Genomic DNA, 21,591 nt, shown 5'->3' on the forward strand with positions numbered 1-21,591 from the left:
AGGCCAATGGGAAGCAGGTTTCTCCATCGGCATGACCTATATGCAGACTTTCCGCCGCATCGTTGCGCCGTAGGCATTCCGCGTCGCCGTGCCGCCTTTGAGCAACGAGTTTATCGGCTTGTTCAAAAACACCTCGCTTGCCGCCGTGGTAACGGTAACGGAGCTTTTCCGTGTTGCCCAAGAGACGGCAAACCGTACTTATGACTTTTTACCGGTTTATATTGAAGCCGCATTGGTTTACTGGTGTTTCTGCAAAGTGCTGTTCCTGATTCAGGCGCGTTTGGAAAAACGCTTCGACCGCTATGTCGCCAAATAAGGAGTTGTTATGATTAAAATCCGCAATATCCGCAAAACCTTTGGCGAAAACACCATTTTGCGCGGCATCGATTTGGATGTGGGCAAAGGGCAGGTGGTTGTCATCCTCGGGCCTTCCGGCTCGGGCAAAACCACGTTTTTACGCTGTTTAAACGCGCTGGAAATGCCTGAAGACGGACAAATCGAGTTCGACAACGAGCGTCCGCTGAAAATTGATTTTTCCAAAAAACCAAGCAAACACGATATTTTGGCACTGCGCCGCAAGTCCGGAATGGTGTTCCAGCAATACAACCTCTTTCCGCACAAAACCGCCTTGGAAAATGTGATGGAAGGGCCGGTTGCCGTACAGGGTAAGCCTGTCGCCAAAGCGCGTGAAGAGGCTGTCAAATTGCTTGAAAAAGTCGGTTTGAGCGATAAGGTTAACCTTTATCCCTACCAGCTTTCCGGCGGTCAGCAGCAGCGCGTCGGCATTGCCCGCGCATTGGCGATTCAGCCCGAGCTGATGCTGTTTGACGAACCGACTTCCGCACTCGACCCCGAGTTGGTGCAAGACGTGTTGAACGCCATGAAGGAATTGGCGCGGGAAGGTTGGACGATGGTTGTCGTTACCCACGAAATCAAGTTTGCGCTGGAAGTTGCCACGACCGTCGTCGTGATGGATGGCGGCGTTATCGTAGAGCAGGGCGGCCCGAAAGAGTTGTTCGACCACCCCAAACACGAACGGACGCGGAGATTTTTAAGCCAAATCCAATCTGCCAAGATTTGATTAACCATGTGTGAAAAATGCCGTCTGAAACTTTCAGACGGCATTTTTCTATCTTTACAGAGGCCAGATTAAATTTGGATTGCTTTCAATGACTGCTTTGAATTGGTTTTGAATACGCTCAATCGCTTCTTGCGTATCCGCCTCGAAGCGCAACACCAAAATCGGCGTGGTATTGGAAGCACGCATCAGTCCGAAGCCGTCGGGAAATTCAACGCGCAAGCCGTCGATGGTGATGATTTCGGTCGTACCTTCAAACTTGGCATTGGCAGCCAACTCTTCAATCACTTTGTGGCCGTTGCTGCCTTCCGGCAGGTCAATGTTGAGTTCCGGAGTGGAAATGCTTTGCGGCAGCTTGTTCAACACTTCGGACGGATTATCGAAGGCAGACAGGATTTCCAAGAGGCGTGCACCGGCATACATGCCGTCGTCGAAGCCGAACCAGCGTTCTTTAAAGAAGATGTGTCCGCTCATTTCACCGGCAACCAGCGCGCCGGTTTTTTTCATGGCGGATTTGATGAAGCTGTGGCCGGTTTTTTCCATCACAGGTTTGCCGCCGTGTTCTTTAATCCAAGGCGTAAGCAGACGGGTGGATTTGACATCGAAAATCACTTTGGCTTTAGGATTGCGGCTTAACACGTCTTGCGCGAACAGCATCAGTTGGCGGTCGGGATAAATGATGTTGCCGTCTTTGGTGACCACGCCCAAGCGGTCGGCATCGCCGTCAAATGCCAAGCCGATTTCGGCATCGCTGTTTTTCAGCGCGGCAATCAAATCTTGCAGGTTTTTGGGTTTGGAAGGATCAGGGTGGTGGTTGGGGAAATTGCCGTCCACTTCGCAGAAAAGCTCGGTCACTTCATTGCCCAAACCTTTGTAGAGTTTGCCTGCAAATGCGCCACCTACGCCGTTGCCTGCGTCGATAGCGATTTTCATGGGGCGTTTGAGTTTGACGTGTCCGACGATGTGGTTGCGGTATTCGCCGGAAATGTCTTTTTCGGTTACGTTGCCTTGTTTGTCGGCGGCAACAAAGCCGTCTTTCTCAACAATAGCTAAAAGTTCTTGAATGGCTTCGCCTGCGAGCGTGTCGCCGCCGAGCATCATTTTGAGACCATTGTAATCAGGCGGATTGTGGCTACCGGTAATCATCACGCCGCTGCCACCGCATTCATTAATGGCTGCGAAGTAGAGCATAGGGGTGGCAACCATGCCGACGTTGAGAACGTCGATGCTGCTGTCGGTAAAGCCGCGTTGGATGTGCTCCATCAGTTCGGGACCGCTCAAGCGTCCGTCGCGTCCGAGCGCGATGCGGGCGATGCCTTTTTCGGCGGCTTTGGCGGCGATGGCTTTGCCGATGAGATAGGCGGCTTCGTTGGTCAGGGTTTTGCCGACGATGCCACGGATGTCGTAGGCTTTGAAGATGTCGCGGGCGATGCTTGCCATAAGGTTTCCTTTGTGTCCGTTTAGGAAAAACGGGCGTATTTTAACATAGCGGTATGCCGTCTGAAGGCTTGCGTCCGGTTTTCAGACGGCATAGCCCGGTTACATCAAATAACATGTCGTCTGAAATAAAAGCAGCCTTTGTGCAGGCTGCTTTCGGATTGCCGGTTTATACCGCTTCGGCTTTAATGATGATGACAGGCTCTGTCGGTACGTCGTCGTGGTAGCCGTGGCGTTTGGTGGATACGCCTTCGATGGCATCGACAACGTCAAAACCGTCGACTACCTTGCCGAATACGGCGTAACCCCAGTCTTGTACGACGGTTCTGCCGTACATTTCTTTGGAGCGGTGGTTGAGGAAGGCATTGTCGGCAGTGTTGATGAAGAATTGCGCACTGGCGGAATGGGGGTCGGAAGTGCGCGCCATAGCGATGGTGTATTTATCGTTGGGCAGGCCGTTGGACGCTTCGTTTTGAATCGGATCGCGGGTTGCTTTTTCGTTCATGTTTTCATCCATGCCGCCGCCTTGAATCATGAAGCCTTTGATGACGCGGTGGAAGATTACGCCGTCGTAGAAGCCGTCTTTGACGTATTGTTCAAAGTTTTTGGCGGTAACTGGGGCTTTGTCGAAATCGAGTTCGATTTTGATGTCGCCTTTGTTGGTGTGCAGGATAATCATGGGTTTCCTTTCGTTGAAAATCACAGGCAAAATTGGGAGGCTTGAGGAAAATCCAATGCCGTCTGAACGGATTATGTCAGAAGGCATCGTTTTAGGGAATCGGATTTACATCAGGAAGAAGTATGCCCACAGCGAAACCAGCGCGATACAGAGGATGTTCAGCAGTATGCCGACGTTCATCATTTCGCGTTGTTTGATTAAGCCCGTGCCGAATACAATCGCGTTAGGCGGTGTGGCAACCGGCAGCATGAAGGCACAAGATGCGCCGACACCGATGACGAATACCAAGACTTGTTCGGGCAGACCCATTTGCGCGGCGATGCTGGCGAAAATAGGCACAAGCAGGGCGGCAGAAGCCGTGTTACTGGTGAACTCGGTCAGGAAGATGATGAAGGCGGCAACCACGAAAATCACCAGCAATGCAGGAGAATGGGAGAATGTGGAAGCAACTTGCTGACCCAGTGCTTCAGATGCGCCGGAAGATTGCAACAGCGCACTCAGGCTGATACCGCCGCCGAAGAGCATCAATACACCCCAGTCGGTATTGCGGGCAACTTCCTTCCATTGCGCCACGCCGAATACGACGACAGCAACGGCGGCAATCAGGGCGATAACGGTATCGGGGTTGGAAATACCGAATGCGGCTTTGATTTTGGAGCTGAATACCCAAGAGACGGCGGCGGCAAGGAAAATCAACAGTGCGATGACGCGGTGCAGCGTCCACGGAATCGATTCGGCTTTAACTTCCACGCGCTCGTTCAAATTAGGTTTGAGGATGACGTACAGGGAGAACAGCATCAGCGGCAGAATCAACAGCATCATGGGCAGACCGAGTTTCATCCAGCTGACGAAATCGAGATTCAGGGCTTTGGCGGCAATCATGTTCGGCGGCGAACCGACCACGGTACCCAAGCCGCCGATACTGGCGCAATAGGCAATGCCGAGCAAAACGAAGACATAGGTTTTGCGTTCTTTTTCCTGGTCGAGGTGGCTCATCATGCCCATTGCCAAAGGCAGCATCATCGCGGCGGTGGCGGTGTTGCTGATCCACATGGACAGAAAGGCGGTAACGAGGAACAACATCAAAACCGCCGCTTTCATATTGCCGCGCGACAAGCGCAGCAGGCTGACGGCGATTTTGCGGTCGAGACGCTGCATATGCAGGGCGGTGGCGAGTGCGAAACCGCCGAAGAAGATATAAATCGTCGGGTCGGCGAAACCTGCCATTGCCTTTTTGATGTCCATGTCGGGGAAACCGAGTACGACGGCGAGAATCGGCACCATCAGTGCGGTTACGGTAATGTGGACGGCTTCGGTGAACCAAAGTGCGGCAACGAAAATCAGCAGCGCGATGCCTTTGTTGGCATCGGGGGTATAGGGCAGGATGTGGTAAATGCCGAAACAGGCGACGGCGGAAATAATGGTGGTCAGCAAACCTTTAAAGTCGGTAATCGGCTTCTGCGCACTGAGCAGCTCGACGTTTTCGGGATGCTGGGTTTTGTCCTTTGCATGCAGGTTCATGAATGCTCCTTTAAGGCAACAAAATCGGTTTTTCTTTTGTGTCGTGCAATTCGAAACGGTTTGCGGAACCGCCGGTTCTGCAACTGGTTCGAGTATATTTGTAATCAGATGTAGTGTAAATATATTGTAAACGATTTGTCGGTTTTGTTTATGAGATGGGATTGATATGTAAGGAGAAAAACAGGATGCATCAGGGGGGATTCATCCTGTTTGGGAGAAATAAACCGATTCAGTCCGGGCGGCAGGCGGCGCGGGCGGCAAAGAGTGCGAGAACCGTACCCGCCATATCGGCAAGGACATCGCCCAAACTGCCGGTTCTCGTTGCGGTAAACCATGCCTGCGCGCATTCGCTGCCGACGGCAAAACAGAAGGCGAACGCAATCAGGCTGCGGTAGGGGATGGGGCGGCTTTCGGTTCTGAATGCTTTGGTCAAAAGCCAGATTTGTGCGAAAAACAGGGCGAGGTGTGCGGCTTTGTCGAAATGCGGAAACGGCGGCGGCGCGGTTTCGGCGGGTCTGAGCAGCGCATAGATGCCGCCGGCAAACCACAATGCGGAAAGCAGGGTAAAGCGGTTGCGCGGCAGCTTCATGCTGCCTCCTCGTCCAGCCACATTTGGCAGATTTCGGACAGGCGCAGGAATTTTCCGCCGCGTGCGGCAAGTATGTCGCGCCATTGTGCCACTTCTTCGGCGGACGGTGCGTCGTCAATACTGCATTCGTATAGTAGGAAATCGATGGTTTCTTCGATGACGGGGACGGATTCGGTTTGGATAAGCTGCTTGAGTTCGGTCATGACTGTTCGGATATGGAAATCGGGGAAATGCCGTCTGAAAAGGCTTCAGACGGCATCGGGTCATTTGCTGTGCAGGAAACGTGTTGCTTCTTCCCATTTGCCGGAAATGATGTCGGGTATGGCTTGCAGGGATTTGGCGATGGCATCGTCAATCTGTCGGCGGTGTTCCGCGCTGGGTTTGTTCAGGACATAGCCGACGACGAGGTTGCGGTCGCCCGGGTGGCCGATGCCGAGGCGCAGGCGGTAATAGTCGGCCGTGCCGAGCCGTGCCTGAATGTCTTTCAAGCCGTTGTGTCCGCCGTTGCCGCCGCCGAGTTTGAATTTAATCCTGCCGCAAGGGATGTCGAGTTCGTCGTGGACGACGAGGATTTCTTCGGGTTTGATTTTGTAGAACTGTGCAAGCGCGGCAACCGCCTGTCCGGAACGGTTCATGAACGTGGCCGGTTTGAGCAGCCAAACATCGCCGTCGGGCAGGGCGGCGCGGGCAACTTCGCCGAAGAATTTTTTTTCTTCTTTAAACGAAGCCTTCCACTTCCAAGCCAGTTCGTCGAGGAACCAAAAACCCGCATTGTGGCGGGTCTGTTCGTATTCTTTGCCCGGGTTGCCCAAGCCGACAACCATTTTGATTGTGTTTGACATGATATTTTCCGTGTTTCTGCCGAATGCCGTCTGAAGGCTTCAGACGGCATGGTTATTCTTCCTGATTTTGAACGCGTTTGCGGCGCGCTTCTTTGGGGTCGATCAACAGCGGGCGGTACACTTCGATGCGGTCGCCGTCGCGCAGCGGCGTGTCGTCTTTGACGGCTTTGCCGAAAATGCCCAAAGGCGCGGAATGCAGGTTTAAATCTTCAAATATGCCGTCCAAACCGCTTTGCAGTGCGGCGGCGCGGACGGTTGTTCCCTCGGCAAGCTGCATCGTTTTCAAAACCTGTCGGTCGGGCAGCCCGTACACAATCTCAATTTCAAGCATAACGGCGATCCGCCTCTTTAACGAACGCCTCGACCAGCGTGGCGGAAAGGTGGTTGAAGACGGGGGAAATCATGGCTGAAAGGATGGCGTTGGAAAAATCGTATTCCAAATTGAATTCGATTTTGCACATATCGTCGCCCAAATCGATAAATTTCCACGTTCCACGTAAGGTTTTGAACGGGCCTTCGAGCAGTTCCATACGGATTTCCCTGCCCGGAATGTTGCGGTTGTGCGTGGCGAATGATTGGCGAACGTGCATATAGTCCATAAACAGCCGCGCCTTCAGTTCGTTGCCGTTGCGCCCGATGACCTCGGTTTTGCTGTACCACGGCAGAAAGTGCGGATAGTCTTCAACCTTGTCGACCAGCTCGAACATTTTGTTCGCGCCGTGCAGCACCAAGATGTTTTTTTCAACTTTTTTCACAGGCATCACCAATGCGGGCGTGTATTTGAAGGGCGGTATTATAGCGGTTTAATTTTAAACCGGTACAGCCTTGCCCCGTTCTGATTTCAATTTAAACCGCCATATCGCAGATTCGCAAAAACCGATACGGCTTTTGCGTTTCAGACGGCATTGATCGGAAAATGCCGTCTGAAAACAAGATGGGAAAACGGCAGCTTGCGGGCTGCCGTTTGTTCGGGGAGTTAAGCCTTGTTTTCAGGCTGCTGCTCGGACTCTGTCGAAGCGGTGTCTGCCGGGGCAGGTGCTTCGGTTTTTTCCTGAGTTGGAGCGTGCGGCGCGTTATCTTCCGCCGCGTCCGCATTCTCGCGCAAGTTGTGGCTGTAATCCTTGGGCGGGCTGGGTTGTTTGCCTGCCATAATCTCCAATACCTGATCGCGGTCGATGGTTTCCCATTCCATCAGGGCTTTGCACATCGTTTCCATCTTGTCGCGGTTTTCATCAAGGATTTTGTAGGCAACCTGATACTGCTCGTCCAAAATCCGGCGGATTTCCGCGTCGATGTCCTGCTGGGTTTTCTCGGAAATGTTTTGCGAACGGGTTACGCTGCGCCCCAAGAAGACTTCGCCTTCGTTTTCCGCATAAACCATCACGCCCATTTTGTCGCTCATGCCGTAGCGCGTTACCATCTCGCGCGCCATTTGGGTTGCGCGTTCGAAATCGTTGGATGCACCGGTAGAGATGCGTCCGACGAAGATGTCTTCGGCAATCCGTCCGCCGAACAGGATGGAGAGCTGGCTTAACAACTGATCTTTATACATACTGATGCGGTCACGCTCCGGAAGCTGCCAGGTCAGACCCAGTGCCCGTCCGCGCGGCATAATGGTTACTTTGTGGACGGGGTCGGTAAAGGGCAGGCTTTCGGCAACAATCGCGTGTCCGGACTCATGATACGCCGTCGCACGTTTTTCGTCTTCGTGCATCACCATACTGCGGCGTTCCGGACCCATATAGATTTTGTCTTTGGCATCTTCAAAATCGCTCTGATCGACTTTGACTTTGTTGCGGCGGCCGGCAAACAGGGCGGCTTCGTTGACCAAGTTCGCCAAATCCGCGCCGGAAAAACCCGGCGTGCCGCGTGCCAGGGACATCAAATCTACGGATTCGTCCAAAGGCACTTTTTGGGCATGGACTTTCAAAATCTGTTCGCGCCCGCGGATATCGGGTAAGGGGACAACCACTTGGCGGTCGAAGCGACCGGGCCGCTGCAATGCCGGATCGAGTACGTCGGGACGGTTGGTTGCCGCAATCACAATCACAGTCTGATTGCTTTCAAAACCGTCCATTTCAACCAACAATTGGTTTAATGTTTGCTCGCGCTCATCATTGCCGCCGCCCAATCCTGCGCCGCGTTGGCGGCCGACTGCGTCGATTTCATCAATAAAGATGATACAGGGAGCGTTTTTCTTCGCCTGCTCGAACATATCGCGGACGCGGCTCGCACCGACACCGACGAACATTTCGACAAAGTCGGAACCTGAAATGCTGAAGAACGGCACGCCGGCTTCGCCTGCAATGGCTTTTGCCAGCAGGGTTTTACCGGTTCCCGGGCTGCCCGCCAGCAGGATGCCGCGCGGCACGCGGCCGCCGAGGCTTTGATAGCGGTTCGGCGCTTTGAGGTAATCGACGATTTCCTGCACTTCTTCTTTGGCTTCGTCGCAGCCGGCGACATCGGCAAAGGTCACTTTGTTGGCATCTTTGTCCAGCAGGCGGGCGCGGCTTTTGCCGAAGGAGAATGCGCCGCCTTTTCCGCCGCCGCCTGTCTGCATACGCATAAAGTAGAACCATGCGCCAATCAGCAGCAGGACGGGCAGCAGGCTGTAAAACAGGGCAGTCAGCGCGCTCGGTTTTTCTTCCGGCGTTACTTTTACGCGGACGTTTTTGTCGAGCAGCGTTTTAATTAGGTTGTCGTCCAAAGGCGCGTTGGTGAAGAAGGTGCTTTTGTCGGCGCGCTCGCCTTTAATCAGGTAACCGCTGACGACGGATCCTTCGATGTTGACGCCGGATACTTCGCCGTTGTTGACCTGTTGGATGAACTGAGAATATTCGATTTGTCCGTTGTCTTCTTTTTTACCGTCTAAAGCGTTGAACGCAGCCATCAGGCCGATACCCAAGGCGACCCAGACAAGGATTGATTTAAAGGTGTTCCCCACTTAGCAAGGCTCCATAATTGAGGTGTAAAACGGAAATGATTGTAAAACACGCCGTCTGTATTGTCAGCGTTTATTTTTGCCCAATAAATAAATCTCACTGGAGCGATTGCGCGAGGCTTCGGGTTTGCGCGTCTGTACCGTGCCGAAAATTTCGCGCATGGCTGCCATGTATTCCTGATAGCCTGCACCCTGAAAGACTTTGACCAGAAAGCTGCCTCCGGTTTTCAGGTGTTGCGAGGCGAAGTCCAAAGCCAGTTCGCACAGATAAAAGCTGCGCGCCTGGTCGGTTACGGCATTGCCCGACATATTGGGCGCCATATCGCAGATTACAAGGTCGAGAGGGCGGTTGTCCAACAAGGTTTCAAATTGTGCCAGTACGTCGTTCTCGCGGAAGTCGCCCTGAATGAAGGACACGCCCCCTATGGCTTCCATAGGCAGGATGTCCAAGGCGAAAACTGCTCCGGAAGTACCCGTCAGCTTGGCGGCAACCTGCGACCAGCTTCCCGGTGCGCTGCCCAAGTCGGCAAGTATCGTGCCGGGTTTGATCAGCTTGTCTTTTTCGTTGATTTCTAAAAGTTTGTATGCGGCACGGGCGCGGTAGCCGTCTTTTTGCGCCATATGGACGTAATGATCGTTGACGTGTTCGTGCAGCCACGCTTTTGAGGATTTGGAACGTACAGCCATAGTGGTTCGCGGGTCGGAATGAAACCGCGTATTGTACGTTAATTTTGCCGTTGCCGTGCCAAATCGCGTACAATGCCGCATTATTCTTTTTATTCAAGCAGTAGGAAAATGACGGATACCAAATTGAACACCAAAGAAATTTTGGAACTGAAAGCACGCGCACACCATCTCCATCCTGTTGTGATGGTCGGTCAGCAGGGTTTGACGGACGCGGTCATCAAGGAAACCGATGCGGCACTGACGGCGCATGAGCTGATTAAAGTGCGCGTATTCGGCGACGACCGTGCCGAGCGTATCGAAATCTGCAATGCCTTGTGTGAGGCGGTTGACGCGCAACCGGTTCAGCATATCGGGAAACTTTTGGTATTGTGGCGTAAGAATATCGAAGCCTGATTTTGGAAGGGGTTTGTTCTTTAACGGGCGGGACGCTGTCCTCCGGCGCGGCATTTCGGCATGCCGAAACCATTTCCGGTGAAAACGGATTTTGATTACCGCCCGATGCCGTCTGCAAGTTGCGGCGGCTTCCGTATGATTTGAATTGTTGACAGGATGATTGGAGGGATGTTATGCAGTTTCCTTATCGCAATGTTCCGGCTTCGCGTATGCGCCGTATGCGCAGGGACGATTTTTCACGCCGTCTGATGCGCGAGCATACGCTGACTGCGGATGATTTGATTTATCCGGTGTTCGTATTGGAGGGGGCGGCTCGTGAGGAGGATGTGCCTTCTATGCCGGGTGTGAAGCGTCAAAGTTTGGACAGGTTGCTGTTTACGGCGGAGGAGGCGGTGAAGCTCGGTATTCCGATGTTGGCACTCTTTCCCGTGGTTACGGCAAACAAAACCGAGCGTGCGGAGGAAGCGTACAATCCCGAAGGACTCGTGCCGGCAGCCGTCCGCGCATTGCGTGAGAGGTTTCCCGAACTGGGTATTATGACGGATGTCGCACTCGATCCTTATACGGTTCACGGTCAGGACGGGCTGACGGACGAAAACGGTTACGTGATGAACGATGAAACCGTAGAGGTTTTGGTCAAGCAGGCTTTGTGCCACGCTGAAGCGGGCGCGCAGGTGATTGCCCCTTCCGATATGATGGACGGGCGTATCGGTGCGATTCGCGAGGCGTTGGAGGATGCCGGGCATATCCACACGCGGATTATGGCATATTCCGCCAAATATGCTTCGGCGTTTTATGGGCCGTTCCGCGATGCGGTGGGTAGTTCGGGCAATTTGGGCAAGGCGGACAAGAAAACCTACCAGATGGATCCGGCAAATACCGATGAGGCGTTGCACGAAGTGGCGTTGGACATTCAGGAAGGTGCGGATATGGTGATGGTCAAGCCCGGTTTGCCGTATTTGGACGTTGTCCGCCGCGTGAAGGACGAGTTCGGCGTACCGACTTATGCCTATCAGGTTTCGGGAGAATACGCGATGTTGCAGGCAGCAATTGCCAACGGCTGGCTGGACGGCGATAAGGTGGTTTTGGAAAGCCTGCTGGCGTTCAAACGCGCGGGCGCGGACGGTATCTTAACTTATTACGCCATTGAGGCGGCAAAGATGCTGAAGCGTTGATATTTGATTCGCAATATTGAAATGCCGTCTGAAACTATGGTTTCAGACGGCATTTTTACGGTTTACAAAGTCGTATCGAGTGCGGCGGAAATATCGTTCCAAATATCGTCCGCGTCTTCGATGCCGATGGAGAAGCGCAGGAGTCCGACCCTGATGCCCATTTCCATTTTCACATTATGCGGCACGCCGCTGTGGGACTGGGAATAGCAATGGTTGACCAGACTTTCCACGCCGCCGAGGCTGGAAGCCATTTTGACCAGTTTCATGTTTTTAATCACGCTGTTTGCCGCTTCACGCGTGTCGTTTTTGAGATAAACCGTAACCACGCCGCCGATGCCTTTGGGCATTTGCGCTTGGGCGAGTGCGTAATGTTCGTGCGACGGCAGGCCGGGATAGAACACTTTTTCAATGGCAGGATGAGCTTCCAGACGGCGCGCGATTTTGAGTGCGTTTTGGCAATGGGCGTTCATGCGCAGAGCCAGTGTTTTGATGCCGCGCAACACCAGCCAGCAGTCCATCGGGCCTGCAATCGCACCGGTATGCACCATCATGTCGTGCAAAGGCTGCGCCAGTTCTTTGGTTTTAGCAACGACGATGCCCATCAACACGTCGGAATGGCCGCACAAATATTTGGTAGCGGAATGGAATACAAAATCGCAACCCATATCCAACGGCTGTTGCAGATACGGCGTGGCAAAGGTGTTGTCGATGCCGACCAGCGCACCGGCCGCTTTGGCTTTCGCTGCAAGGGCTTTGATGTTTACCAAGCGTAAAAGCGGATTGGACGGCGTTTCCAGCCAAACCAGTTTGACCTTGTGCGCTTTGAGCAATTCGTCCAAATTATCCGGATTGCCCAAATCGGCAAAAACAACGCTCACCCCCCAATTTTGATAAACATCGACCAATAAGTCATAAGCGCCGCCGTAAATATCGGCGACGGCGACAATGGTATCGCCAGGGCGCAGGAAAGTACGCCACACGGCATCAATCCCTGCCATACCGCTGGAAAACGCAAAACCTGCCGCACCGTGCTCCAAATCGGCAACGGTGTCTTCCAAAATCTGACGGGTCGGGTTGCTCAGGCGCGAATAACGGTAAGGCACATTTTCGCCGATTTCGTGCAGCGCAAACATACTGTTTTGATAAATCGGCGGCATCAGCGCGCGGTTGTGTTCGTCGCAATCGTAGCCGGAATGGATGGCTTGGGTGGCGAATTTCATCTGTTTCTGCCTTGTAAGATATGAATAAGTCGGGATTTTATCACTATCCCGAAAATAGAAACAATCAATGCAGCCGCCAAAAGCAAGTGATATAATCTCGCATTTGCAGGCAGGCGGCCAACAGCGTTTTTTCAGACGGCATCTGCCTGCCATACAATACACACATCTCGATAATTATCTGAATATTAAGGACAAACAACGCATGAACGCCATTGCAGACGTGCAATCCAGCAGAGATTTACGCAACCTGCCGATCAATCAGGTCGGCATTAAAGGCCTGCGCTTTCCGATTACCCTGCAAACTGCAGAAGGCATCCAGTCCACCGTTGCCCGTCTGACCATGACGGTTTACCTGCCCGCTGAGCAGAAGGGTACGCATATGTCGCGCTTTGTCGCATTGATGGAGCAGCATACCGAAGCCTTGGATTTCGCACAATTGCACAGGCTGACTGCCGAAATGGTCGCGCTTTTGGATTCCCGCGCCGGCAAAATCAGCATTTCTTTCCCGTTTTTCCGCAAGAAAACCGCGCCGGTATCCGGTATCCGGTCCTTACTGGATTATGATGTCTGTCTTACGGGCGAAATCAAAGACGGTGCATACGGCCACAGTATGAAGGTCATGATTCCCGTAACCTCGCTTTGCCCGTGTTCCAAAGAAATTTCCCAATACGGCGCGCACAACCAGCGTTCGCACGTTACCGTCAGCCTGACTGCCGATGCCGAAGTCGGTATCGAGGAAGTCATCGATTATGTGGAGGCGCAGGCAAGCTGCCAACTCTACGGTTTGCTCAAACGCCCCGATGAAAAATATGTTACCGAAAAAGCCTACGAAAACCCGAAATTCGTGGAAGATATGGTGCGTGATGTCGCTACTTCGCTGATTGCCGACAAACGCATCAAGAGTTTCATTGTCGAGAGCGAGAATTTCGAATCTATCCACAACCATTCGGCTTATGCCTATATCGCGTATCCGTAGGCGTGTTTGCGATGAACCAAATGCCGTCTGAAAGGCGTTTGGGCGTTATTGTCGAATCTGCCGCCGTATCGGTTTGAAATCAATTTGCAATAAAAGTAATAAAGGATGCACGATGACAGTATTAAGCAAAGAGCAGGTTCTATCCGCATTTAAAAACCGCAAATCATGCCGGCATTACGATGCGGCACGCAAAATCAGTGCCGAGGATTTTCAGTTTATTTTAGAACTTGGGCGTTTGTCGCCCAGTTCGGTCGGTTCGGAGCCTTGGCAGTTTATTGTGGTTCAAAACCCTGAAATCCGACAGGCCGTCAAGCCGTTTTCTTGGGGTATGGCGGATGCTTTGGATACCGCCAGTCATTTGGTGGTGTTTTTGGCGAAGAAAAATGCCCGCTTCGACAGCCCGTTTATGTTGGAAAGCCTCAAACGGCGCGGCGTTACCGAACCGGATGCCGTAGAAAAATCTTTGGCGAGGTATCAGGCGTTTCAAGCCGACGACATCAAGATTTTGGACGATTCGCGCGCCTTGTTTGACTGGTGTTGCCGCCAGACCTATATCGCGTTAGCCAACATGATGACGGGTGCCGCTATGGCAGGTATCGATTCCTGCCCGGTGGAAGGTTTCAACTATGCCGATATGGAACGCGTATTGTCCGGGCAGTTCGGTTTGTTCGATGCGGCAGAATGGGGCGTGTCCGTTGCCGCGACATTCGGCTACCGCGTTCAGGAAATCGCCACTAAAGCGCGCAGGCCCTTGGAAGAAACCGTTATTTGGGCATAAGGCAATGCCGTCTGAAAACGCAAGGATTTTCAGACGGCATTTTTTAATGCTTATTTAAAACGATTCACCGGGAGCGAGATAACGCCATTTGCCGGTCGGCAGCCTGCCGAGTTTGACCTTGCCCATGCGGATGCGTTTCAGCCCGACGACGCGCAGCCCGACCAGTTCGCACATACGGCGAATTTGCCGCTTTTTACCTTGTTTCAATACGAAACGCAGTTGGTCTTCGTTTTGCCATTCTACTTTGGCGGGACGCAGTTTCTCACCGTCCAAACTCAATCCGTGATTCAGTAAGGCAAGTCCTTTTTCGTCCAATTTGCCGCGCACGCGCACCAAATATTCTTTTTCACTGCCGCTGTTTTCGCCGATAAGCTGCTTGGCGATACGGCCGTCTTGCGTCAACACCAGTAATCCGACTGAATCGATATCGAGTCTGCCGGCGGGGGCAAGACCGATTTTGTGTTTCGGATCGAAACGGATGCGGCTGGTGTCGCCTTCCCAGTGATTTTCAGGGGTAATCAGTTCGGCGGCGGATTTATAGCCTTTCTCCGCTTGTGCGCTGACATAGCCGACGGGTTTGTTCAACAGGATGGTAATGCGTGCTGCCTGCTGTTCGTGGGCTTTCTTGTTCAGTTCGATACGGTCTGCCGGTGAAACTTTCTGGCCGAGTACGGCGGTTTTGCCGTTGACCGTTACCCAGCCCTGTTCGATATAGCCGTCGGCTTCGCGGCGCGAACAAAGCCCCAGTTGCGCCATACGTTTGGAGAGGCGCATGGTATCTTCTGTATGGTCGGAGAAAATTTTGGGATTCATGGGTACTTTCGGGTAAGGGCCGGCTCAGACCAATTGCTCGCCCCAGTGCAGTTTTTGGCGCAGGGTTTTGAAATATTGGTAATCGGTCGGGTGTAGGATGCGTAAGGGATTGTGGTAGCGGCGGATGATGATGCGGTCGAGGTTTTGCACGTCGATGAAGGATTGTCCGTCGAAATGAACACGGGCGTCGCCGCTTTGGGTAACGAGGATTTCGATTTCAGATGCGTCGGAAATGGCGATGGGGCGGTTGGTCATGGATTGCGGACAGATGGGTACGAGTGTGAAGGCGTGTAATCCTGCCTGCATGATAGGACCGCCGGCGGCAAGCGAATAGGCGGTCGATCCGGTGGGGGTGGAGACAATCAGCCCGTCCGAACGTTGTGTATAGACGAATTCCTGATTGACGAAGACTTCAAATTCAATCATTTGTCCGGCCCCTCCACGGGAGAGGACGGCATCGTTGAGGGCGAGGGCGCGTTCGGCGGTTTTGCCTTCGCGGATGAGTGCGGCTTCAATCAGGATGCGCTCTTCGGCAAGGTATTTCCCTTCTAAAACGGGCAATAGCTTGTCCGTCATATATTCGCGGGGAACTTGGGTCAGGAAGCCCAAATGACCTTGGTTGATGCCGATAATCGGAACGGCGCGCGGGGCGATTTCGCGGGCGGCGGAGAGAAAAGTGCCGTCTCCGCCCAAAACGGCGACCAGGTCGCAGTATTGTCCCAGTTCGGTTTTGTTGACGATATGGCAGTTGGCGGTGTCTTGGGTATAGATGCAGCCTTCCCTTACGCCGACTTCGTCGAGATAGACGGTAAAGCCGTGCTGCTTCAAAAAGGTAATCAGCGTGTGTGCAGTATCTTGGATGTCGGGCGTGTTGGGGCGGGTTACGATGCCGATGTTGTGAAAAGGGCTGTTCATGTCGGATGCCGTCTGAAGGTTAGTCTATCCAAATGTCGCGTTCGAGCCGGTCGAGGCGTTCGTTGAGGCGTTCCACGCCGTCGCGCAGTCTGCTTATTTCGTCGAGGCAGCCGGCAAGGGCTTCGTTGCCGATGTTTGCGGACTCGGGTTCGCGGGAAAATCCGCCGATTTGTTCGGCGATGTTCCTGCCGATTTGTTTGATGCCGTGTCCGATGTCGGCGGCGCGGCTGCCGATGCTGTTGCCGAGCTGCATGCCGAAAATCCGTGCCAAGTCGTCTGATGCACGGTAACGCAGGCTGCCGAGCAGTGGTAGTACCGCCATGCCGAGGATGAGGTCTCCTTCAAGGCTGATGTCTCCCACCCCAGGCTCGCCTCCTTGCAGGATTTTTTGTACCGCGCTGTTGCGGAAGGTGATTTCTGTGTCTGCAAAACCGTTGCTTGCCGATAGAAATCCTTCTTCTGTGATACGTCCGGTCAGTTTCAATCCGGCAATGTTCAGTGCCAGTGTTTTGTCGGCAAATGCGGCAAGCTCCGAGCGGCTGTCGGGGTTTTGCTGAATCAGGTGGTTGATGATGAGGAATAGGGCGGGCATGTTTATTTCCTGACTGCGGGCAGAATGCCGGTTTGTTGCTGTTGCCGGTTATTTTACAGGCTTAAGCCGTTATCGCAAACGGTACGGATGATTTTGCCCACGCTGTCGTCGGGTGCGAAATCCGGCGCGGGCAGGCCGAGTTTGGCGGCTTCTTCCGTATAAAATTTGCGTCGTGTCGGGTGGCGCGGTTCAATAATGTTTTTCAGTCTTTTGCCGTTGGGTTTTAATGCCGTCTGAAACAGGGTTTCGACGGCGATGTCGCGGTGGACGATATTGACGGGCCGGTTGCCGCCTTGGATGTTTTGTTTTTGAACGAGGCGGCTGACGGGGTGGCGTTCGGTGCAATAAAGCCCGCCCAGACGCAGGATGTCGATGTTCGGCACGCCGCTGTCGAGCAGGTGTCGTTCGGCGGCGAGGATTTGTCGGGCGGACTCGGTTTGCGGGTCGGGTGCGGCGGTTTCGTCGCATTCGCGTGCCTTATCGCCGTAAATGCTGGTACTGCTTGTGAAAATCAGGTGTTGCACGTTGCACGCCCGGGCAAGCTCTGCCCATTGTTTGACGGTGTCGGCGTAATGCGTCAGCGAGGAGGGCGGCAGCAGGAAATACCAGACGGGTTTGTCGGCGTGGTTTTGCCACAATGCCGTCTGGAAGGTATCGGTGTCGCCAAGGTCGAAGGTGTCGAGGTGTATGGGCAGGTTGATGTCGTCCGAAGTCAGGCTGCGTTTAACGGCGGCGACGCGGCTGCCGTGTCGGTAAAACTTTTGTGCCAGCGGCAGGCCGAGGTAACCTAGGCCTGTGATGGAGATATGGGGCGGGAGGGCTGCGCGCATTCGCTGATACCGTCGGGTAAGTGCCGTCTGAAGGCTGATTCGGACGTTATGGGTTTATGGGTTACCGTTGCCGATTTTGCGGTCGTATTCCGCACAGTGTTCGGGCAAAAGATAAGGGCGCAGAAGGCTTAAGGTGCGGCGGATGCCGCGTGCTTTGGAGTCTTCGGTCAGCTTGGTACGCCCGCGCAGGGAGCTGTCGAAGTCGAACCAGTATTTCGTGACCATCCACATATTGACGGCGAGGTCGTTCATGGCGGTTTGGTCGGCGTTGATGATGTTCAGACCGTTGAGCTGGGTGAGCAGGTTGACCAAGAGCGGGGAGACTTTGGCTTGGGTAAAGGTATTGTGTTCGCCCAAAAGTTCGGCACTGCGTGCAAGCAGGGTATTCACGTCGCTGAAGAGGAAACGGTATTCCCACATCACATCGTAAATCCCTGCCATATAGTTGATGGAATCTTCGACATTGGACGGCAGCACGGCTTTGTTGAGGTATTCCAGCAGGGCTTCGCTATAACGTTTGAACAGTTGGACGATGATTTCGTCTTTATTGCGGAAGTGGTAATAGAGATTGCCCGGACTGATGCCCAAATGCGCCGCAATATGGTTGGTGCTGATGTTGCGCTCGCCTTCCTCGTTGAAAAGCGCAAGGCTGGCGTCGATGATGCGGGTGTAAGTATTGGTTTTTGCAATGCGGGTCACGGGCATACTCCTTGGATTTACAGGCTGTACGAAGCGGGCAGCCAATTGGGTTCGGCGTGTAATTCTACCTGAAACCGAGCAAATACTGTAAATTTGATGTGTTGCGCCAACTGCCGAACGTCGTTTGCCGAGGCATTGTTTTTGTTCACTAAAACCAAAGCCTGTTTGTCATGTACCGCCGCGCCGCCGATTTGGAAGCCTTTCAGACGGCATTGGTCGATCAGCCAGCCGGCGGCGAGTTTGACCGAACCGTCCGGCTGCGGATAATGCGGCATATCGGGATGCCACTGCAACAGGGTGGCGGCTTTTTCTGCGCTGACGACGGGGTTTTTAAAGAAACTGCCGACATTGCCCAAAACTTTCGGGTCGGGTAATTTGCTGTTGCGAATGGCGGATACCGCATCGGAAACGTCTTTTGCCGTCGCCTCCCTGCCTGCACTCAATTCGGTAACCTTCGCTGCCAAATCGCCGTAACCCAAGTTCGGCACAAAATGCGTTTTTAATGCAAATACGACCGAAACAATCACATAACGCCCTTTACCTTCCTGCTTGAACAGGCTTTCGCGGTAGGCGAAGCGGCAATCGGCATTGGCAAGCTCGACAAAGGTTTCCGTATCCAAATCGAAGCAGCGCACGCTGTGAATCACGTCTTTCGCTTCCACGCCGTATGCGCCGATGTTCTGCACGGGCGACGCGCCGACCGTACCCGGAATCAGGCTCAGGTTTTCCAAACCGCTCAAACCCAGCGCGACAGTGTGCAGGACAAAATCGTGCCAAATTTCGCCTGCTTGCGCTTCAATCAGAACCATGCCGTTTGAACGCGCAATCTCGCGTATGCCCTTGTTTTCCATGTGTACGACCAAGCCGTCGTAATCCTGCATCAAAAGGATATTGCTGCCGCCGCCGAGCCATAAAACGGTATTGCGGTCGAACTCGGGCAGTCGGACGATGTCGCGCAACTCGTCGGCGTGTTCGAGCGCGATAAAGGCTTGGGCTTGGGCGCGAAGACCGAAAGTGTTGTAGGGTGTGAGGTCGGTTTGGTATTGGATGGGTTGCATGATGATTTGTGATTTTGTGGATTCAGGTCGTCTGAAAACTTACTATTTAACAATTACGATAGGTAATGGGGTTTTGGGGGGCTTTATAGTTTTCTTGGGAAGAATAGGTCAGCTTATTCACGATTTCTTCATAAATGTCGGAGCCTTCTGGTAACGGCTTGCCTTCAAACATCCAACGGCCTTGAATAATATCGTCGGCAGAAATCCATCTTTCGATTTCATATACTGCCAATGTCCAGCCGCGATAGACTGCAACTGCATATTTTGCTTTTTCACGTCGGCTTCCGATTTTCCAATATTTCCGTGTGCGTTCGTAAATTTCCTTATCCCTATTGGCTTCAGGAATATTTCCGGATCTAATGTCTTTTTTCAGTTTCTCGTATTCGTTATTAATCGTAATTAAAACAATGGGTTTATCAGTTTTTAATTCTTGAGCATCATACTTTCGTTTTAATTCCGACAAACTCATTAATCCTACTTCTGAAGAATGCGTGCCCCCTTGAATATTAGTCAGCGGCTGCTGGCTCGGCTTGACTAGGGAGAGTAGGTCTATTGCCATCGCTTCATATTCAAAAGCCTGTTTGTCTGTTTGGATGTTGTGCCGCAGAATGTAATACACGGGCTGGTTTCCGCTTTTATGTATTTCCCTAATCAAGGCAATTTTATCACTTGGCGTTTCTGTTTCTTGTAATGAACCTAGGGCATGATGGAAAACGCGATTGCCCACGCCTTTACCTACATAGAAAATATTGCCGTCTCTAGGGTCAATCAAGCAATAAACATAGTAAGCAAGTTTTTCTATAATGGAAGTTGAAAACATTTTTTTCCTTAAGAGTTAATAAGCCGTAAATGAAATATCAATGGAGGCCGTCTGAAAGAAATTTCAGACGGCCTTATGCGATTTGACCCTCTCTTTACTGCAAAGCTCCAAGCACCATACCAATGCAATGGCGGCAATCGTCAGTGAAACGGTCAGCGCGGTCCAGAAGCCGTAAATGCCCATATCGGCATGATAAGCAAGCAGGTAGCCGGGCAACAGGCCGCAACCCCAGAAGGCGGCGGCGTGGATGAACATCGGCACCTTTGTGACTTTGTAGCCGCGCAGGGCGTAGGAGGCGATGCATTGGGTGAAGTCTGCCGGTTGGAACAAGCCGGCGAACAGCAGGACGGTGGCAGCGATGCTTAAAACCGCCGGATCATTGTTGTACATACTTACCAGCGGCGAACGGAATAATACCAAAGAAAGCACGGTAATCACGGCGAGCATCCAACCCAACGCCAGCGACACGCCCGAAATATAACGCGCCCGCGAAAATTCGCGCCGTCCTAATGAAAAGCCGATGCGCACCGTCCCTGCCGAGCCGACGCTTTGCGGAATCATATAGAGAATCCCCGACAAACTGATGCCGACCTGCTGCGCCGCCACATAATCCTCGCCGAATGGCGCCACCAAAAAGACGATAAACGAAAATGCGCTGGCTTCTAGAAAATAAGACAAGCCGATGGGGGCGCCGATTTTCCAAATCTGTTTGAAAGCCGTCAAATCGGGTTTGCCGATTTTTGCTGTCAAGCCAAACGGACGGAAGAATTTTTCTTTGGCGATATAAAGCCACAAAGCCAATGCGCTGAACCAAAATACCGCCATCGTCGCCAGTCCGCAGCCCGCGCCGCCCAAAGCGGGCATACCGAATTTGCCGTAAACGAAAATATAGTTCAGCGGCACGTTCAACACAAACGCCGCGAAGCTGACCAACATAATCAGGCGCGGGCGGTTCAGGCTGGAAGCGTAGGCGTGCAGGGCGCGGTGTACCATTGCCGCCGGCATCGCCAAGCTGGTGAACAGCATATACTGCGCCATCGTGCCTTCCACATAATCACTCAAGGTCAGCCAGTTGCGGAATGGCGTAATCGCCGCCCACATCAATGCCATGCCGAAAATTCCCAAGATCAGCCCGAACCAAATCCCCTGCTGCCCCGTTTCGCCCACTTCGGCGGTTTTACCCGCGCCGTAAAGCTGGGCAATCATCGGGTTCAGCGCCGCCATAATGCCCATAAAGGTAATATAAACCGTGGCAAACGCGCTGCTGCCCAAAGCCACCGCCGCCAAATCCTCCTTACCCGCACCGCCCGCCATCACGGTATCGACGAAACCGATGCCCACTTGCGCGACCTGCGCCAACAACATGGGCAGGGCAAGGGCGGTCAGCAGGCGGACTTCTTTCAGGAAGACGGAAAAGGAAAAGCGGTCGAGGTCGAGCAGCATAAGTGTTCAATCAACAAAAATGCCGTCTGAAGCAGAAAACGGCAGCAGGGAGTCATGAGAAATAATGGTGCACATTATATAGTAAAAAAATGCCGTGCCGTCAGA

General features: G+C 53.0%; 24 protein-coding genes and 1 pseudogene. 6 read left to right on the forward strand and 19 right to left on the reverse strand.

The genetic code is table 11. The annotated features are described in order from the left end of the window. Positions 1-316: pseudogene (locus Q9J32_RS01130) on the forward strand (ABC transporter permease subunit); the annotation flags it as partial. Between the two features lie 9 nt (positions 317-325). Further along, positions 326-1,081, forward strand: a complete 756-nt coding sequence (locus Q9J32_RS01135) for an amino acid ABC transporter ATP-binding protein (RefSeq protein ID WP_304675347.1) — start codon at positions 326-328, stop codon at positions 1,079-1,081. Between the two features lie 54 nt (positions 1,082-1,135). Here the strand turns inward: Q9J32_RS01135 and Q9J32_RS01140 are convergent, their stop codons facing one another. From Q9J32_RS01140 to Q9J32_RS01185, 10 genes are all read right to left on the reverse strand, one after another. Beyond that, positions 1,136-2,518, reverse strand: coding sequence for a phosphomannomutase/phosphoglucomutase (locus tag Q9J32_RS01140; RefSeq protein ID WP_301885374.1), 1,383 nt, complete (start codon positions 2,516-2,518; stop codon positions 1,136-1,138). Positions 2,519-2,684: 166 nt separating this feature from the next. Continuing rightward, on the reverse strand, positions 2,685-3,194 hold the full coding sequence (locus tag Q9J32_RS01145; protein WP_301885375.1) for a peptidylprolyl isomerase: 510 nt from the start codon (positions 3,192-3,194) through the stop codon (positions 2,685-2,687). Between the two features lie 105 nt (positions 3,195-3,299). After that, on the reverse strand, positions 3,300-4,715 hold the full coding sequence (locus tag Q9J32_RS01150) for an SLC13 family permease (protein WP_301885376.1): 1,416 nt from the start codon (positions 4,713-4,715) through the stop codon (positions 3,300-3,302). A gap of 229 nt (positions 4,716-4,944) precedes the next feature. Continuing rightward, entirely contained in the window at positions 4,945-5,304 is a 360-nt protein-coding gene (locus Q9J32_RS01155; protein WP_301885514.1) for a VanZ family protein, read from the reverse strand. Next, a complete protein-coding gene (locus Q9J32_RS01160) occupies positions 5,301-5,507 on the reverse strand; it encodes a dioxygenase (RefSeq protein ID WP_301885513.1) in 207 nt (68 codons plus the stop codon). The genes Q9J32_RS01155 and Q9J32_RS01160 overlap by 4 nt, the downstream gene beginning before the upstream one ends. Positions 5,508-5,567: 60 nt before the next feature. Next, on the reverse strand, positions 5,568-6,146 hold the full coding sequence (gene pth / locus Q9J32_RS01165) for an aminoacyl-tRNA hydrolase (protein ID WP_013449219.1): 579 nt from the start codon (positions 6,144-6,146) through the stop codon (positions 5,568-5,570). A 52-nt stretch (positions 6,147-6,198) separates the two neighbouring features. Next, positions 6,199-6,477: an RnfH family protein gene (locus tag Q9J32_RS01170; RefSeq protein WP_002217575.1), complete on the reverse strand. Its 279-nt coding sequence runs from the start codon at positions 6,475-6,477 to the stop codon at positions 6,199-6,201. Further along, positions 6,470-6,901: a type II toxin-antitoxin system RatA family toxin gene (locus Q9J32_RS01175; protein WP_301885522.1), complete on the reverse strand. Its 432-nt coding sequence runs from the start codon at positions 6,899-6,901 to the stop codon at positions 6,470-6,472. The genes Q9J32_RS01170 and Q9J32_RS01175 overlap by 8 nt, the downstream gene beginning before the upstream one ends. Positions 6,902-7,122: 221 nt before the next feature. Next, positions 7,123-9,090, reverse strand: coding sequence for an ATP-dependent zinc metalloprotease FtsH (gene ftsH / locus Q9J32_RS01180; RefSeq protein WP_301885512.1), 1,968 nt, complete (start codon positions 9,088-9,090; stop codon positions 7,123-7,125). A 63-nt stretch (positions 9,091-9,153) separates the two neighbouring features. Beyond that, a complete protein-coding gene (locus Q9J32_RS01185) occupies positions 9,154-9,774 on the reverse strand; it encodes an RlmE family RNA methyltransferase (protein WP_301885511.1) in 621 nt (206 codons plus the stop codon). 108 nt (positions 9,775-9,882) lie between these two features. On the opposite strand from Q9J32_RS01185, the gene yhbY reads away from it, so the two are divergent. Both yhbY and hemB read left to right on the forward strand, forming a co-directional pair. Further along, entirely contained in the window at positions 9,883-10,167 is a 285-nt protein-coding gene (gene yhbY / locus Q9J32_RS01190; RefSeq protein ID WP_025457224.1) for a ribosome assembly RNA-binding protein YhbY, read from the forward strand. A 173-nt stretch (positions 10,168-10,340) separates the two neighbouring features. Next, positions 10,341-11,342, forward strand: coding sequence for a porphobilinogen synthase (hemB, locus tag Q9J32_RS01195; protein ID WP_301885510.1), 1,002 nt, complete (start codon positions 10,341-10,343; stop codon positions 11,340-11,342). 62 nt (positions 11,343-11,404) lie between these two features. Here hemB and Q9J32_RS01200 read toward each other — a convergent pair whose 3' ends face one another. After that, positions 11,405-12,562, reverse strand: a complete 1,158-nt coding sequence (locus tag Q9J32_RS01200; protein WP_301885509.1) for a trans-sulfuration enzyme family protein — start codon at positions 12,560-12,562, stop codon at positions 11,405-11,407. Between the two features lie 202 nt (positions 12,563-12,764). On the opposite strand from Q9J32_RS01200, the gene folE2 reads away from it, so the two are divergent. Then, complete coding sequence (gene folE2 / locus Q9J32_RS01205; RefSeq protein WP_369415171.1) at positions 12,765-13,538, forward strand: GTP cyclohydrolase FolE2; 774 nt, start codon at positions 12,765-12,767, stop codon at positions 13,536-13,538. Between the two features lie 112 nt (positions 13,539-13,650). Next, positions 13,651-14,316 (forward strand): NAD(P)H-dependent oxidoreductase, encoded by a 666-nt coding sequence (locus Q9J32_RS01210; protein ID WP_025457220.1) that lies wholly within the window; start codon positions 13,651-13,653, stop codon positions 14,314-14,316. 54 nt (positions 14,317-14,370) lie between these two features. On the opposite strand, the gene Q9J32_RS01215 is transcribed toward Q9J32_RS01210, so the two are convergent. The 8 genes from Q9J32_RS01215 to norM form a co-directional block, all read right to left on the reverse strand. Beyond that, positions 14,371-15,129 (reverse strand): pseudouridine synthase, encoded by a 759-nt coding sequence (locus Q9J32_RS01215; protein ID WP_301885507.1) that lies wholly within the window; start codon positions 15,127-15,129, stop codon positions 14,371-14,373. Between the two features lie 24 nt (positions 15,130-15,153). Next, positions 15,154-16,044, reverse strand: coding sequence for an NAD(+) kinase (locus Q9J32_RS01220; protein WP_301885506.1), 891 nt, complete (start codon positions 16,042-16,044; stop codon positions 15,154-15,156). A 19-nt stretch (positions 16,045-16,063) separates the two neighbouring features. Further along, positions 16,064-16,636 (reverse strand): ubiquinone biosynthesis accessory factor UbiJ, encoded by a 573-nt coding sequence (locus tag Q9J32_RS01225; RefSeq protein ID WP_301885505.1) that lies wholly within the window; start codon positions 16,634-16,636, stop codon positions 16,064-16,066. A gap of 53 nt (positions 16,637-16,689) precedes the next feature. Then, on the reverse strand, positions 16,690-17,466 hold the full coding sequence (locus Q9J32_RS01230; RefSeq protein WP_301885504.1) for an SDR family oxidoreductase: 777 nt from the start codon (positions 17,464-17,466) through the stop codon (positions 16,690-16,692). A 54-nt stretch (positions 17,467-17,520) separates the two neighbouring features. Then, complete coding sequence (locus Q9J32_RS01235; protein ID WP_301885503.1) at positions 17,521-18,171, reverse strand: TetR/AcrR family transcriptional regulator; 651 nt, start codon at positions 18,169-18,171, stop codon at positions 17,521-17,523. 11 nt (positions 18,172-18,182) lie between these two features. After that, a complete protein-coding gene (murB, locus tag Q9J32_RS01240; protein ID WP_301885502.1) occupies positions 18,183-19,223 on the reverse strand; it encodes a UDP-N-acetylmuramate dehydrogenase in 1,041 nt (346 codons plus the stop codon). A 46-nt stretch (positions 19,224-19,269) separates the two neighbouring features. Then, positions 19,270-20,043, reverse strand: a complete 774-nt coding sequence (locus tag Q9J32_RS01245; RefSeq protein ID WP_304666397.1) for an LEM-3-like GIY-YIG domain-containing protein — start codon at positions 20,041-20,043, stop codon at positions 19,270-19,272. Between the two features lie 63 nt (positions 20,044-20,106). Beyond that, positions 20,107-21,486 (reverse strand): multidrug efflux MATE transporter NorM, encoded by a 1,380-nt coding sequence (gene norM, locus Q9J32_RS01250; RefSeq protein ID WP_301885500.1) that lies wholly within the window; start codon positions 21,484-21,486, stop codon positions 20,107-20,109. Positions 21,487-21,591 lie beyond the last annotated feature (105 nt).

Source organism: Neisseria uirgultaei, assembly GCF_962719845.1.
GTDB lineage: Bacteria > Pseudomonadota > Gammaproteobacteria > Burkholderiales > Neisseriaceae > Neisseria > Neisseria bergeri.

What these genes read in the sequence shown, in the direction of transcription:
- Q9J32_RS01135 (WP_304675347.1), top strand. Translation starts at nt 326, where the DNA reads ATGATTAAAATCCGCAATATCCGCAAAACCTTTGGCGAAAACACCATT.
- Q9J32_RS01140 (WP_301885374.1), bottom strand. Translation starts at nt 2,518, where the DNA reads ATGGCAAGCATCGCCCGCGACATCTTCAAAGCCTACGACATCCGTGGC.
- Q9J32_RS01145 (WP_301885375.1), bottom strand. Translation starts at nt 3,194, where the DNA reads ATGATTATCCTGCACACCAACAAAGGCGACATCAAAATCGAACTCGAT.
- Q9J32_RS01150 (WP_301885376.1), bottom strand. Translation starts at nt 4,715, where the DNA reads ATGAACCTGCATGCAAAGGACAAAACCCAGCATCCCGAAAACGTCGAG.
- Q9J32_RS01155 (WP_301885514.1), bottom strand. Translation starts at nt 5,304, where the DNA reads ATGAAGCTGCCGCGCAACCGCTTTACCCTGCTTTCCGCATTGTGGTTT.
- Q9J32_RS01160 (WP_301885513.1), bottom strand. Translation starts at nt 5,507, where the DNA reads ATGACCGAACTCAAGCAGCTTATCCAAACCGAATCCGTCCCCGTCATC.
- pth (WP_013449219.1), bottom strand. Translation starts at nt 6,146, where the DNA reads ATGTCAAACACAATCAAAATGGTTGTCGGCTTGGGCAACCCGGGCAAA.
- Q9J32_RS01170 (WP_002217575.1), bottom strand. Translation starts at nt 6,477, where the DNA reads ATGCTTGAAATTGAGATTGTGTACGGGCTGCCCGACCGACAGGTTTTG.
- Q9J32_RS01185 (WP_301885511.1), bottom strand. Translation starts at nt 9,774, where the DNA reads ATGGCTGTACGTTCCAAATCCTCAAAAGCGTGGCTGCACGAACACGTC.
- yhbY (WP_025457224.1), top strand. Translation starts at nt 9,883, where the DNA reads ATGACGGATACCAAATTGAACACCAAAGAAATTTTGGAACTGAAAGCA.
- hemB (WP_301885510.1), top strand. Translation starts at nt 10,341, where the DNA reads ATGCAGTTTCCTTATCGCAATGTTCCGGCTTCGCGTATGCGCCGTATG.
- Q9J32_RS01200 (WP_301885509.1), bottom strand. Translation starts at nt 12,562, where the DNA reads ATGAAATTCGCCACCCAAGCCATCCATTCCGGCTACGATTGCGACGAA.
- folE2 (WP_369415171.1), top strand. Translation starts at nt 12,765, where the DNA reads ATGAACGCCATTGCAGACGTGCAATCCAGCAGAGATTTACGCAACCTG.
- Q9J32_RS01210 (WP_025457220.1), top strand. Translation starts at nt 13,651, where the DNA reads ATGACAGTATTAAGCAAAGAGCAGGTTCTATCCGCATTTAAAAACCGC.
- Q9J32_RS01215 (WP_301885507.1), bottom strand. Translation starts at nt 15,129, where the DNA reads ATGAATCCCAAAATTTTCTCCGACCATACAGAAGATACCATGCGCCTC.
- Q9J32_RS01220 (WP_301885506.1), bottom strand. Translation starts at nt 16,044, where the DNA reads ATGAACAGCCCTTTTCACAACATCGGCATCGTAACCCGCCCCAACACG.
- Q9J32_RS01225 (WP_301885505.1), bottom strand. Translation starts at nt 16,636, where the DNA reads ATGCCCGCCCTATTCCTCATCATCAACCACCTGATTCAGCAAAACCCC.
- Q9J32_RS01230 (WP_301885504.1), bottom strand. Translation starts at nt 17,466, where the DNA reads ATGCGCGCAGCCCTCCCGCCCCATATCTCCATCACAGGCCTAGGTTAC.
- Q9J32_RS01235 (WP_301885503.1), bottom strand. Translation starts at nt 18,171, where the DNA reads ATGCCCGTGACCCGCATTGCAAAAACCAATACTTACACCCGCATCATC.
- murB (WP_301885502.1), bottom strand. Translation starts at nt 19,223, where the DNA reads ATGCAACCCATCCAATACCAAACCGACCTCACACCCTACAACACTTTC.
- Q9J32_RS01245 (WP_304666397.1), bottom strand. Translation starts at nt 20,043, where the DNA reads ATGTTTTCAACTTCCATTATAGAAAAACTTGCTTACTATGTTTATTGC.
- norM (WP_301885500.1), bottom strand. Translation starts at nt 21,486, where the DNA reads ATGCTGCTCGACCTCGACCGCTTTTCCTTTTCCGTCTTCCTGAAAGAA.